Annotated in this window: 16 protein-coding genes; 8 read left to right on the forward strand and 8 right to left on the reverse strand. The window is 51.5% G+C overall.

All coding sequences use genetic code 11. From position 1 onward, the window contains the following. Positions 1-16: 16 nt before the first annotated feature. The 3 genes from CWI35_RS13935 to yidD form a co-directional block, all read right to left on the reverse strand. Positions 17-1,003 carry a metal ABC transporter substrate-binding protein gene (locus CWI35_RS13935; RefSeq protein WP_062898893.1) on the reverse strand — a complete coding sequence of 329 codons (987 nt, stop codon included), beginning with the start codon at positions 1,001-1,003 and terminating at the stop codon, positions 17-19. A 79-nt stretch (positions 1,004-1,082) separates the two neighbouring features. Further along, complete coding sequence (locus tag CWI35_RS13940; protein WP_119877858.1) at positions 1,083-2,267, reverse strand: GTP-binding protein; 1,185 nt, start codon at positions 2,265-2,267, stop codon at positions 1,083-1,085. A 237-nt stretch (positions 2,268-2,504) separates the two neighbouring features. Beyond that, positions 2,505-2,744, reverse strand: a complete 240-nt coding sequence (gene yidD / locus CWI35_RS13945) for a membrane protein insertion efficiency factor YidD (RefSeq protein ID WP_062898891.1) — start codon at positions 2,742-2,744, stop codon at positions 2,505-2,507. A 215-nt stretch (positions 2,745-2,959) separates the two neighbouring features. Here yidD and CWI35_RS13950 point away from each other — a divergent pair, with 215 nt between their 5' ends. Then, on the forward strand, positions 2,960-3,436 hold the full coding sequence (locus CWI35_RS13950; protein WP_023633424.1) for an S-ribosylhomocysteine lyase: 477 nt from the start codon (positions 2,960-2,962) through the stop codon (positions 3,434-3,436). 22 nt (positions 3,437-3,458) lie between these two features. On the opposite strand, the gene ytzI is transcribed toward CWI35_RS13950, so the two are convergent. Beyond that, positions 3,459-3,620: a YtzI protein gene (ytzI, locus tag CWI35_RS13955; protein ID WP_014196601.1), complete on the reverse strand. Its 162-nt coding sequence runs from the start codon at positions 3,618-3,620 to the stop codon at positions 3,459-3,461. Between the two features lie 151 nt (positions 3,621-3,771). Between ytzI and CWI35_RS13960 the strand changes: the two genes are divergently transcribed. From CWI35_RS13960 to ytkD, 4 genes are all read left to right on the forward strand, one after another. Next, positions 3,772-4,212, forward strand: coding sequence for a Dps family protein (locus CWI35_RS13960; protein WP_014196600.1), 441 nt, complete (start codon positions 3,772-3,774; stop codon positions 4,210-4,212). Positions 4,213-4,365: 153 nt separating this feature from the next. Continuing rightward, positions 4,366-4,761: a phage holin family protein gene (locus CWI35_RS13965; protein ID WP_014196599.1), complete on the forward strand. Its 396-nt coding sequence runs from the start codon at positions 4,366-4,368 to the stop codon at positions 4,759-4,761. Between the two features lie 61 nt (positions 4,762-4,822). After that, positions 4,823-5,155 (forward strand): hydrolase, encoded by a 333-nt coding sequence (locus CWI35_RS13970; RefSeq protein ID WP_119877859.1) that lies wholly within the window; start codon positions 4,823-4,825, stop codon positions 5,153-5,155. 58 nt (positions 5,156-5,213) lie between these two features. Continuing rightward, positions 5,214-5,681 carry an RNA deprotection pyrophosphohydrolase gene (gene ytkD / locus CWI35_RS13975; protein WP_011232330.1) on the forward strand — a complete coding sequence of 156 codons (468 nt, stop codon included), beginning with the start codon at positions 5,214-5,216 and terminating at the stop codon, positions 5,679-5,681. Between the two features lie 118 nt (positions 5,682-5,799). On the opposite strand, the gene CWI35_RS13980 is transcribed toward ytkD, so the two are convergent. Genes CWI35_RS13980 through CWI35_RS13990 form a run of 3 tightly spaced genes read right to left on the reverse strand, consistent with a single transcriptional unit; the run spans position 5,800 to position 8,407 of the window. Continuing rightward, positions 5,800-6,609, reverse strand: coding sequence for an ABC transporter permease (locus CWI35_RS13980; RefSeq protein ID WP_021322711.1), 810 nt, complete (start codon positions 6,607-6,609; stop codon positions 5,800-5,802). Then, positions 6,593-7,384, reverse strand: a complete 792-nt coding sequence (locus CWI35_RS13985) for an ABC transporter ATP-binding protein (RefSeq protein WP_119877860.1) — start codon at positions 7,382-7,384, stop codon at positions 6,593-6,595. Before CWI35_RS13985 ends, CWI35_RS13980 begins: the two co-directional genes overlap by 17 nt. 18 nt (positions 7,385-7,402) lie before the next feature. Next, positions 7,403-8,407, reverse strand: a complete 1,005-nt coding sequence (locus CWI35_RS13990) for an ABC transporter substrate-binding protein (RefSeq protein WP_119877861.1) — start codon at positions 8,405-8,407, stop codon at positions 7,403-7,405. A gap of 291 nt (positions 8,408-8,698) precedes the next feature. On the opposite strand from CWI35_RS13990, the gene CWI35_RS13995 reads away from it, so the two are divergent. The 3 genes from CWI35_RS13995 to CWI35_RS14005 all read left to right on the forward strand — a co-directional run bounded on the left by CWI35_RS13995 (position 8,699) and on the right by CWI35_RS14005 (position 11,005). Then, on the forward strand, positions 8,699-9,487 hold the full coding sequence (locus CWI35_RS13995) for an alpha/beta hydrolase family protein (RefSeq protein ID WP_119877862.1): 789 nt from the start codon (positions 8,699-8,701) through the stop codon (positions 9,485-9,487). A 92-nt stretch (positions 9,488-9,579) separates the two neighbouring features. Then, complete coding sequence (locus CWI35_RS14000) at positions 9,580-9,822, forward strand: DUF2584 domain-containing protein (RefSeq protein ID WP_011232325.1); 243 nt, start codon at positions 9,580-9,582, stop codon at positions 9,820-9,822. 280 nt (positions 9,823-10,102) lie between these two features. Further along, positions 10,103-11,005: an Rpn family recombination-promoting nuclease/putative transposase gene (locus CWI35_RS14005; protein WP_119877863.1), complete on the forward strand. Its 903-nt coding sequence runs from the start codon at positions 10,103-10,105 to the stop codon at positions 11,003-11,005. Positions 11,006-11,363: 358 nt separating this feature from the next. Here the strand turns inward: CWI35_RS14005 and CWI35_RS14010 are convergent, their stop codons facing one another. Beyond that, entirely contained in the window at positions 11,364-12,611 is a 1,248-nt protein-coding gene (locus CWI35_RS14010; protein ID WP_033845326.1) for an MFS transporter, read from the reverse strand. Between the last annotated feature and the right edge of the window lie 128 nt (positions 12,612-12,739).

Here is a 12,739-nt window from a genome sequence, read left to right on the forward strand (position 1 = left end):
GACAGGCGGTTGTATTTTAATAAAGGGCTTTTTGCAGCACGCGGAGATTCTCGGCCATAAGAGCAAAGTAATCTTTGTGGGCTTTTCGATCTTCATCGGTCAGCGATTCCAAGTTATGCAGACGGAGCGGCTTGGCGCCGATTTCGTTCTGAATCACTTCCGCCGTTTTGGGATGAACATTTTGTTCGAAAATGACATAGCGGATGTGATGCTGTTTGGCTGTCTGGATGAGCTGAGTCAGCTCTTTTTGCGATGGTTCGTTGCTCGGAGAAAGCCCGGAAACGCTCAGCTGTTTGATTCCGTAGCGGTCTTCCCAATATCCGTAGGCTTGATGGGAAACGAGCATCTCTTTTCTGGGAGCTTTCTCCACTGTTGAACGGAATTGCCCGTCAAGGCGCTCGAGTTTCATCTTTAACGTTTCAAAGTTTTGCATAAACAGGTCTTTTTTGTCAGGTTTCAGTTCAATCAGCAAATCGCGGATGTTCTCGGCGATCGCAATGGATCGGATGGGGTCAAGCCATACGTGAGGATCTTTGTCTCCGTGTTCATGGCCATGTTCTTCCTCATGTCCCTCTCCGTGTTCGTCTTTGTGCCCTTCGCCATGCGCATGCTCCTGTTCATGGTTCGATTCAAGCAATTCGATGCCGTTTGTGGCAACGAGAAATCGGACGTGCTCATTTTGTAATGTTTCCTGCAGTTTTTCGGCGAACGGTTCCATCCCGTGGCCAATGTAAATGAAGGCGTCCGCATCGGCAATCTGCTGCACGGTTCTGGTTGTCGGTTCGAACGTATGGGCTTCCACTCCCGGCGGGTAAACACTTTTGACGTTCACAGCGTCGCCGCCGATTTTTTTCGTAAAGTCTTCAAGCGGATAGACGGTTGTATAAATCGTTAGCTGATCGTTCGATGTTTGGCCCTCTTTTGCCTCTGGCTTCGATTGACAGCCGTATAGCAAGGCGCTCGTCGCCAAAAGGAAAGACAAAATGATGGACGTTGCTCTCATGTTGAACTCCTTTCTGGAATAAAGATGTCCGCATTTATTATATCGTAATCATTACGATTTGAAAATGAAGGATCACCGTTTAGGCCGAAGGAATCAATGAAGGAAACGGATTGGGCAACAGCGTCCAATCTTCCTTCATCTCCTCATCGGTCAGCAAGCATTGATCTAACGAGCGTGCGATGTCATCCGCATTCATGTCAATACCGATTAACACGAGTTCGGTCATGCGATCGCCGTAGGTCTCATCCCATTTTTCCCGCCATGTCTCCTCTTCTTGCAAGAACAGTTGTCTATCTTCCTCTGGATAGGAGGCGATCCATCGGCCTGCCGCTTGGATGGAGACGGATGTTCCCGCTTGGGATAGGAGAACGCATACGTCATTCCAAGGCGCAAGCCAAAGAAAGCCTTTCGCGCGAACCACTTCTGTGGGCCAGTTTTCAAGCCAATTCATCAAACGTTCCGGATGAAACGGCCGTTTTCTTCGATAAACAAAGGAAGAGATGCCGTATTGTTCAGTCTCGGGTGTGTGCTCTTCATTCAGCTCTTTGATCCAGCCGGCTGATTGGCTCGCTTTTTCAAAATCAAATAAGTGGGTGTTTAAAATGGAATCAAGCGGCACTTGGCCGAAAGTTGCCGGGATGATGACGGCTTCCGGATTGAGCTTGTGAAGCACGGTTTGTAATTTTTGCACTTCCTCTGGCGAGACAAGATCGATTTTATTGACAATGATGACATTAGCGAATTCGATTTGTTCAATGAGCAAATCCGCAATTTCGCGGCTGTCCGTTTCATCGACGGCCTGTTGACGGTCAAGCAAGGTTTCGCCCGAGGAAAAGTCCGCCCAAAAACGATTGGCGTCGACCATCGTCACCATCGTGTCTAAACGGCATTTTTTCGACAAGTCGATTCCCAGCTCTTCGTCTAAATAAGTAAAGGTTTGAGCGACGGGAATCGGCTCACTAATTCCGGAAGATTCAATGACAATATAGTCGATCTCCCCGTTTTCAACGAGCTGATCGACCGCTTTGATTAAATCCTCTCTCAAAGTGCAGCAAATACAGCCGTTTTGGATTTGCACAAGCTTTTCCTCGGTGCGGAAAAAGTCGTTTTGCCGAATCAGCTCGGCATCCACATTGATTTCGCTCATGTCGTTGACAATGACGGCAATTTTTTTCCCTTCGCGATTGTGCAAAATATGATGAAGCAAGGTTGTTTTTCCAGCCCCTAAATAACCGCTTAATACCGTGACAGGAATTTTGTTCATCTGTCCCACCTCATTTTTTGAAAATAGTAATCATTACGATTTAACAAGATCGATTGTACAAAAAAAATGAACCAAATGGCAAGAGGGAAGTGATTTTGTGGCTCCTCATCAAAAGATGTGTTCGACTTGTAAAGACAAACATGATCGCCGTATTGAGCAAACGGCGGGGGCAAAAGAAAACAGGCTGTGTTGATTTTGGGCGTGATCGGTCAAGGACAATTTGTGGCAAAGAGACGACTATTTTGTTTTTTTCAGACGCCGAGAAGGTTCAGGAACGGGGTCAAAACCGCCCGGATGGAACGGGTGGCACTTCAAAATGCGCTTGACCGTCAGCCATCCCCCTTTGAGCGCGCCAAAGCGCCGGATCGCTTCGATGCCGTAGTTCGAGCAGGTCGGATAAAAGCGGCATGTCGGCGGCTTGAGCGGAGAAAGGAAGCGTTGATAAAAGCGGATGCACCAAATCAGCCATTGGCCCATGTGGAGTTCTCCTTTCTGTGATCATCATGATTACAATAGAACAAACCGTTCTTTTGTTCAAGAAAAACGACTGTCGTTCGCTCGGAATGGGGGCGCCGACCCAGCCTTGCTTTTTGGGCATAGACGCCAAGCCGAACGAGAGGCAAAAAAGATGCGGGACGTTCCTCGTTTTGGTTATGATAAAAAAGAGAATAAATAACCTAGGAGTGATTGACATGCCTTCACCGGTGGAAAGCTTTGAATTGGACCATTGCGCGGTCAAAGCGCCGTACGTTCGGCATTGCGGCGTTCACAAAGTCGGCAGCGACGGCGTCGTCAATAAGTTTGACATTCGCTTTTGCCAGCCGAACAAAGAAGCGATGGACCCGGCCGCGATTCATACGCTCGAACATTTGTTGGCGTATACGCTGCGCCGACATGCGGCGAAATATGATCATTTCGACATTATCGACATCTCGCCGATGGGCTGCCAAACTGGGTTTTATCTTGTCGTGAGCGGCTCGCCGACCGTGGACGAGATCATTGATTTGTTGGAAGAAGCCATGAAGGACGCGCTCGACGCGACGGAAGTGCCAGCCGCGACCGAGCGGCAATGCGGCCAAGCGAAGCTGCATGACCTAGAGGCGGCCAAACAGCTGATGCGCTTTTGGCTTTCGCAAGAGAAAGAAGAGTTGAAAAAGGTGTTTGGTTGATGAACAAGCCGGCCCCGCGCCGCTACTGCGGCTGCTTCGGGCCGGCTTGTTGTTCGCTGCCGCGCTCGTTTGGAAGCGGATCGACCGTATGTTTGTACGTGTACGCTTTGGAAGTCGTGATGACCGCCAACGCGAGAACGACAGCGGCGATGATGAGGCAAACAACCAACGTCCAGTACATCATGACGCCCACCTTTTTCTTTTTATTATACCATATTCCGCAGGTCGGGCGTTCATATTTTCGGCGGAATCGGGGGAAGCTATCCATCGGTGCGTTTCCCATGTTTCATCAACAAGCCAGCTGGGTATAGAGAACCATGAGGAGGAGTGAGACGATGGCAACTCGACTGATCGATCTTGTCAACAAGCAAATCGCCAATTGGACTGTTTTGTATGTGAAGCTGCACAACTACCATTGGTATGTCACCGGGCCGCAGTTTTTCACGCTGCATGAAAAATTCGAAGAGCTGTACAACGAAGCCGCGACCCACATTGACGCCCTGGCCGAGCGGCTGCTGGCGTTGGGCGGCAAGCCCGTGGCGACGATGAAAGACTGCCTCGAGCAGGCGTCCGTCAAAGAAGCGGCCGGGACGGAAACGGCCGAACAAATGGTGGCTTCGATTGTCCGTGACTTTGAAACGATGATCGGCGAATTGAAAGAAGGCATGCAGCTGGCGGATGAAGTGAACGATGAAACGACGGGGGATATGCTGCTTGGCATTCATCGCAGCTTGGAAAAACACGTCTGGATGTTGAAATCGTTCTTAGGACGATAAGAATGAGGAGGCTGTCCTCAGGCCGGGGGACGGCCTTTTGCTTTGTCCTTTCTTTGTCGAAAAAGGGCGATTTTTTAGGGAATGCGCCGCGCCGCGTTCTCCCCTCCGGGCATACGATAGTTACGCGTATCCTATGTTCAAGGAGGGGGGAGCGTGAACAAGCCGATCCCGATGGTTGCCGTGTCGCTGTTCGGTTCGTTTCTGTCGATGTTTGTCGGCAGCGTGGACTCATTTGTCGTGATTTTGCTTGCTTTGGTCATTGTCGACTACCTTACCGGCATTGCCGCCAGCGCGGTCGAAGGCAAGCTGTCAAGTCAAGTCGGCTTTCGCGGCATCATCCGCAAACTGTTGATTTTCGTTCTGGTGGCAGCATCGCATCTCGTCGATTTGGCCATTGGATGGAACATGCATGTCATCCGCGATGCGATCATTTTTTTCTATATCGCCAATGAGTTTATCTCGATTGTGGAAAACGCCGGCCGGGCGGGCGTTCCGATCCCGTCCGTGCTGCGCAAGGCGATCGAGCTGTTGAAAGATGAAATAAAATGAGCATAGTTTTCCCCGATTGCCCCACACTAAGCAAAAAGAGCAAAAGAAGGAGTGGATGAAGGTGGCAGATGAACAAAAAAAGACGTATTACGTCTCAATGGCGCACGGGGAAATTTCCCAGTTGAAAACGGCATCGCCGTGGGACTTTCAAATTGAGGCGACCGACGAGGAAATCGCACGCCTGCGCGAGTATTTTGACCAAAACTACTCCACCGACTGGCAGGCGTTTTGGCGCACCCATGTGCCGTACATCCAATACCATTATGATCGGGAAAACGATGCTTACGACCGGACGTTGACGAAAATTTATGAAATGATTTACCGCCTCGGCAACGAGGAGGCGAAGGAGCATATCCGCTCGCTCGGCATCCTTCCTGACGAAAAAGAAGAGTAAACGCCGCGAGTCGAGCGGCGTTTTTCTGTATAATGGGGAGAGGAAAGGGGAGAGTCCGATGCATGAATTTCGCGATTACTACGGACATCGCGTTCGGCTGGCCTTTGCGGATCATCCGTTTTCCCCCTCCCCCGGGCATGTATGGGTCATTTGCCGCTATGGCGGGCGATGGCTGTTGACGGATCATCCGCGCCGCGGCCTTGAGTTTCCCGGCGGCAAGGTGGAAGAAGGGGAAACAGCGGCGGAAGCCGCGGCCCGCGAAGTGATGGAAGAAACGGGGGGAATCGTCGGCCGGCTTGAATACATCGGCCAATATGAAGTGGAGCCGGATATCGTGAAAAACATGTATTTTGCCGACATCGCTGCGCTCGTCGAGCGGGGGTCGTATTTGGAAACGAACGGCCCGGTGCTGCTTGAGGCGCTGCCGGATGACATCCGCGCCGATCAGCGTTTCAGCTATTTCATGAAAGATGACGTGCTTTCACTGGCGCTTGCCAAGTTGAAACAGCGCGGGCTGATCGATTGAAAAGGGGCGCCGATCGGCGGCGGCTCCCGAAGATGGGCTTCCCAAAAGCGGCGGATGCCGGCTCATTGGGACGACAGGAATGAAACGAGACGCCCGGCAACATTCGGCGGGCGTCCCGCTAGCGGTGGTTTCCCCATTTTTTCTCGATCAAGGCGACAAGCTGATACATAACGGTCGACAGCAAGGCGACGATGAGCAGGCTCATCAACACAAGCGTGAAGTTGAACACTTGGAAGCCGTAAATGATTAAATACCCAAGCCCTTGTTTCGAGACGAGAAACTCGCCGGTGATGACGCCGACCCAAGCGAGGCCGACGTTTACTTTCAACGTCGAAATGATCGCCGGGAACGACGCCGGCAGCACCGCCTCTTGAAAGCATTGGTAGCGGGTGGCGCCGAACGTCCGCAATACTTTCAAATAGTTCGGATCGACCTCTTGGAACGCCGAATAGACGACGATCGTCGTGATGATGATGGAGATGACGACGCCCATGGCGACAATCGACGTAAATCCCGGTCCAAGAGCGACGATCAAAATCGGCCCGAGGGCGACTTTTGGCATGGCGTTGAACACGACCAAATACGGATCAAGCGTCTTCGCCAGACGCGGAAACCACCAAAGAAGCGCGCCAATCAGCGCCCCGCCGGCTGTGCCGATGAAAAATCCAAGCAAGGTCTCAAACAGCGTCGCCCATGTATGGGCGAATAGAGAGTGATCGCTCATTTTTTCGACAAACAGCTTGGCGATGGCGGATGGAGAGCTAAATAGAAGGGGATCGACCCAATGGAAGCGGCTTGCCGCTTCCCAGACGGCGAAAAAGGCGACAAGCAGCACCGTCTGCCAAAGGCGGATGATCCGCTGTTCTTTGCGCAAGACGGTGAGGTATTCTGTGTGCAGCGCTTCAATGCGTTCATTGGGCGGATTCAAGGGCCTCCATCTCCTTCCAAATGGATTGAAAGAGCGCCGGAAACGATGGCTGCTGGCGGGCGGCAAGCGGCGGGCGGCAGCGCAGTTCATTCGGGATGACAAACGTCCGCACAAGGCGGCCGGGGCGTGGCGAAAACAAGAAAATGCGATCGCTCATGGCGATGGCTTCTTCGATGTCATGGGTGACGAGCACCGCTGTTTTTTCGTATTGTTTTAACGTCTTCCAAACGAGTTCTTCCAGTTTCAGCTTTGTTTGTTGATCGAGGGCGGAAAACGGTTCATCAAGCAAAAGCAGCTTCGGGTCGGTCGCCAACGTGCGCACGAGCGCCGCGCGCTGGCGCATGCCGCCGGACAGCTGGCTCGGGTAATACGACTCGACGCCGGCTAGGCCGATCTCCGACAGCAGAGCGAGCGCTCGTTCTTTCGTGTCAGCGGTCAGCGTGTCGGTGATTTTCAACCCGAGAAGGATGTTTTCTTCGATCGTTTTCCACGGAAACAAATAGTCTTGCTGAAGCATGTAGCCGACCGCGCGCCGCGCCGTCGGCGCGGCCGTTCCGCTCGGCCAAATCGGTTGGCCTTCGATGTGGACCGCCCCTTCCGTCGGCTCAATCAGCCCAGCGATGATCGACAAAAGCGTCGTTTTGCCGCAGCCGCTTGGGCCGAGAAAGGAGACAAATTCTCCTTTCTCGACGGACAGCGACACGTCATCGAGCGCAGTGACAGCGGTCGTTTTCGTCAAATACGTATGCGAAAGGCGGTCGATCGAAAGAAACATGACGTTCACCCGCTTTCGTCAATCGTTCATCGCTTTTTTGGCAAACGACGAATCGACAAGCGTATTCAGGTCGATGCGCTTCGGCAGCTCGCCGGCTTCGGCCATAATGGTTTGCAAGTTGTTCCATTCTTCTTCATCCAAAATCGGATCGGTCGCATAGGTCCCTTGGCTTTTGTAGCGCTCAACCACTTTTTCGATGATGGCCGAGTCCGTGTCCTTAAAGTACGGTTGAATGGCTTTGGCAATTTCAGCTGCGCTGTGCGATTCGACCCATTGCTGCGCCTTGTAGATGGCTCTTGTGAATGGTTCAATCACGTCTTTATGCTCTTTCATATAGCTTTGTTTCGCCATGTACGATGTGTACGGGACGCGTCCGGACTCCATGCCGAACGAAGCGACGATATAGCCTTTCCCTTCTTGTTCGAAAAGGCTCGCCGTCGGCTCAAACAGCTGGACGAAATCGCCCGTCCCGCTCGCAAAGGCGTTGGCGATGTTGGCGAAATCGACGTTTTGGATCAGCTTCAAATCCCGATGCGGGTCAATGCCGTGCTTTTTCAGCACATATTCGCCGACCATCTGCGGCATGCCGCCTTTTCGTTGGCCGAGGAACGTGCTTCCTTTCAGCATCTCCCACGTAAAGTGGTCGATTTTTTTGCGGGAAACGAGAAACGTCCCGTCGGTTTGCGTGAGCTGCGCGAAATTGATGACGGGATCGTCCGTCCCTTGTGCATACACATAAATGGATGTTTCCGAACCGACCAACGCGATGTCCGCGCCTCCGGAAAGAAGCGTCGTCATCGTTTTGTCGCCGCCCCATGTCGTCGTCAGCTCGACATCGAGCCCCTCTTCCTTGAAGAACCCTTTCGCCAAGGCGACGTACTGCGGCGCGTAAAAAATCGAGTGCGTCACTTCGGCGAGGCGCACTTTTTGGAGCGGCTTTTCGCTTTGGCCCCCGTCATTCGTGCAGGCTGAAAGCGGCAAAAGCAGCAGAAGCGAGCATAACCATACGGCCCATTTTTTCATGTTCGTTAACCCCCTTGGTTCGCATGCGGTAAACCGTGGTTTCACCTTATCGTATGCACGCAGCCAAAATGTGTGAATGCCTAGAAAAAATGGGCGGTCGAACCAGAACGGGCGGCGGTCGGGACGCTCCTCGCGCTCCAGGGCTTTTTCAAGCTGACGCTCGGCCAAGGGGCGGCATGCACCAACAGCGAGGCAGTCGGACAGCCCCACTTGCCCTAATGAAAGAAGGCGTTGGGGGATGATGACGGGTGGTTCGCATCATCTGTTTTCGCGTAGGAAGGAGGCAGGCGTATGGACGGGGACATCATCGACCAATACCGGTTTCCGTCGCCGCATCCGGGAATCGATGTGTTCTTTGTCACCTATATGTCCCAAGGGCTGAAGGTGAAAGGATTTTTAGCGGCGCCGAAGCGAAAAGGCGTTTATGACGGGTTTTTGTATTTGCGCGGCGGCATCAAAAACGTCGGGCAAGTGCGGGTGCCGCGCCTTGTCCAATTCGCTTCGCACGGGTTTGTCGTCTTCGCTCCGCTCTATCGCGGCAATGGGGGCGGAGAAGGAAACGAAGATTTCGCCGGTGAAGACCGTTATGACGCGCTCGCTGGGTTTCATCTCCTTCGCCGCCATCCGCTCGTCCATCCCGGGCGCGTGCACGTGTTTGGCTTCTCGCGCGGCGGGGCGATGGCGCTCCATGCCGCCCTAATGGCCGAGGGGGTCTGTTCGGTGGCGGTCTGGGGAGGGGTGGCGGATATGGAGCTTACGTATTGGGAGCGGCCTGACTTGCGGCGGATGATGAAGCGCGTCATCGGCGGGACGCCGAACAAATGCCCGGAGCGCTACCGGCACCGCACGCCGCTCTATCATCTGGAACGGCTCAAGGCCCCGGTGCTCATCATCCACGGCGAGCGCGATGAGAACGTCTCGATTGAGCACGCCTGGCGGCTGGAACGGCGGCTGAAGCAGCTCGGCAAACCGGTCACGGCTTGGTACTTCCCTGAGTTCACCCACTATTTTCCGCCGCAAGCCAATCGCGAGACGGTGCAAAGGCTCACGGAATGGATGAAACAACAGCCGACGATGTGATACGATACAACTAGAGGGGCGGCTGCGTGCGCCGCTCGGGTGGCGGCGCGGCCGCCAACGAATCGATGGGGTGCCAAGGAGGTTGGAATCATATGGGCATGCCGATGGAGCTGCAGACGGTCATTGTGACAAAAGGAAAGGAACAGCGCGTTCAAGGAAATGTGTTTGTGTTGAAAAAAGAAGGCTACCGCTTGTATCCGCTTGACGTGCCGCTTGAAGTGCGCCGGACGGTGCAAAGCGAAGCGAGCGGCGTCGCGGTCGTGAGAAAGCTCGAATGGGAAGACAGTCGGACGACGGTGACGTATGAGCTCGTCAGCCTGTATTCGACGAATTGAACGAGGCTGCACACCATGAAGCGGCTGAATGAGAGCTGAACGGGTTCATCGGACAGGAGCGCAAACGGAAGAACGGTTTGCGCTCTTGGCTCAAGTTTTTTCCGTCTATAGTTAACTTGTGGCGTCAGGCCGGTTCAGACAAGCATAAAAATAGCCTTTGCTTGAGGATTTCCTGTGCGACGTTTGATCATACCATAAAAAAAGTAGGGGGGAGGAGAAGGAGTTTGGCCGCGGAGAGCGAATATCATACGATGAATTCGATGCCGCAAGGAGGGGAAACGTGGCCAAACCGCGAATCGATCACGACCGGTTGTTCAAAGAGCTGCTGTCGACGTTTTTCGAAGAGTTTTTGCTTCTTTTCTTTCCCAACGTGTACGAGCACATCGACGTTCACCACCTTTCTTTCCTCACAGAAGAACTGTTTACCGACGTGACGGCCGGAGAGAAGCATCGCGTCGACTTGTTGGTCGAAACGAAGATGAAGGGGGAGGAAGGGCTCATCATCGTCCATGTCGAACACCAAAGCTACGCACAGCGGACCTTCCCCGAGCGAATGTTCCTCTACTTCAGCCGCTTGTTTCAAAAATACCGCCGCCGTATTGTTCCGATCGCCATCTTCAGCTATGATGAACACCACGATGAACCTTCCTCATTGGTCGTCCAGTTTCCGTTTTTGACGGTTCTCGATTTTCGTTACTTGACGGTGGAGCTGCGCAAACTGCCGTGGCGCGCGTACATCCGCCATGACAATCCCGTCGCCGCTGCCTTGTTAAGCAAAATGGGGTATAATGAAGAAGAAAAGGTCGAAGTGAAAAAAGAATTTTTGCGCATGCTCGTCCGCCTTGAGCTCGATGAGGCGAAACAGCGGCTGTTGTTCGGTTTTTTTGAAACGTATTTGCGGTTGTCCGAAGAGGAGGAAGCCAAACTGCGAAACGAGGTGAGCCAAATGGAAACGAAGGAAGCGAAGCAAGTGATGGAGCTCATCGTCTCGTACGAACAGCGGGGAATGGAAAAGGGAATTCAACAAGGAGTCAAACAAGGGATGAAGCAAGGGCGCCAACAAGGAATCGAGGAAGGGAAGCTCGACGTGGTGAAGAGAATGCTGGCGAAAGGGTACGATGTCGACACGATCCACGAACTGACCGGGCTGCCGGTTGAGAAGATCGAACGGGTGAAGGGGTAAGCAGAGCAGACTCTTCGCCGTCGAGCCTCACATTGTCGTCGACCCCCAATCGTGCAAAAACCCCGGGGGATCGACGACAATCATTTTATGCGTTCGAACCTTACGGCCATCGAGGGTAAAGTCTATTGACAGAATTTGTCGGTGACGTTCATCGTCCCGATTGGCGTTTTTATTCTAATTTTGAAAAGGCAGGAGCGCAAACAATCCTTCGGTTTGCACTCTGCCATATGATTAAGCAAGACTCGAACACTTGTAATCTGTTTCCCGCTATCTTCAATGTTTGCACTCTGCCATATGATTAAGCAAGACTGATTCCTTTGCTTTGTTCTGAAATAAAGTGATCATTTACAGAGGGAGCTCACAAAATAGTTCCAGTGATTTCTCCTTTTTGGTTCTCCTTATAACTCCAGATTTTTCGCTGACGATAACTGATCCAGCCGCTGATCAAAAAGCAGCAAACAGACAAATAAAACGAAAAGCGAATCCCGTAAACATCGGCTATAAAGCTCATCAATAAGGCGGAAATCCCGAACGTTACGGAACTAATGACTCCCTGCACGGAAAAAACATGAGGCAGAGCGTCCATCCGGGCATTTTTTTGCAGAATCGTCTGAAGGCAAATCACCTTCCATTGTTCGATGATCCCATACAGGGTGGAATACATAAGCGCCAGCGCACCGTGCGTCGTTGTGCCAAATAACAGTGTGACAATAGCGATACAAAACGGGCCAAACAATACAAAAAATTGCTGATTTTTTTCAACCGATTGACTAAACTTAACGCTTAACAATCCCCCTATCACCATGCCGCCAAAGAAAACAGAGTTAATATATCCCCACCATTCCTCTCCTACATGTAATTGTTCTTTCACATACATATAAAGGATGGCCGAAATCCAGACCCCATTTCCGATTCCTTCAAAAAATGACATGAAGCTAATCGATTTAGCGTGCACATTTCTCCAAGTGTATTCCCATCCTAGACTGATCGAAAGGAGAAAGTTCTTTAGGCCTTTGCCTTGAGCCGTCTTCTTCTTTGTATGTTCTTGTATATGCAACAGAAACATGAGAATGCTTGAGACGACATAGAACAATAAGGTGATATTGATTAAAAGGAACGGCGACCCTACACTGACAATCAAACTCCCAATCGGCCATGCGCTAAGTTTGATGAATTGGTCTAACGTGTTTACAAAACTGTTGGCTTTCAAGATTTCCTCCTTGGAAACGATAAAAGGAACGAGGGAGTTTTTAATCGGATTATTGATCCCATCTAAAAAAGCGATCAATGATACAAAAACATAAACGATCGCAGTGTAATGTTCCGCACCCCAGTGCAAAAACAGCGAGAGAAAAAGCAGCAGAAATGTTTTACACATTTGTCCGTAGGACAATAACGTTTTTAGTTTATATTTTTCGAAAAATATCGGTGCGACGATTCCGCTAATAAATAACGACAATGTAACGAAAAAAGGGACTAATGCGGCAGCCATGGCTTTCGATGTCAAATGATATAGGTAAGAGACAACGGAAACAATGTAGAACACATCTCCGAAATTCGCGAAAGATTGTCCGATCCAAAGGAAATGAAATGTTTTATTTTTCATGACCTCAATCCTCTCTTTGATCATCGAAACGACTGGTGATGGAATAGTCAAAATGAACCAAAAATCAGATCTTCAGTCTTTGATGAAACTGGCTTTTTGCCACGCCCCAAAACGATGGAGCGAAGGAA

The organism is [Bacillus] caldolyticus (genome assembly GCF_003595605.1).
GTDB lineage: Bacteria > Bacillota > Bacilli > Bacillales > Anoxybacillaceae > Geobacillus > Geobacillus thermoleovorans.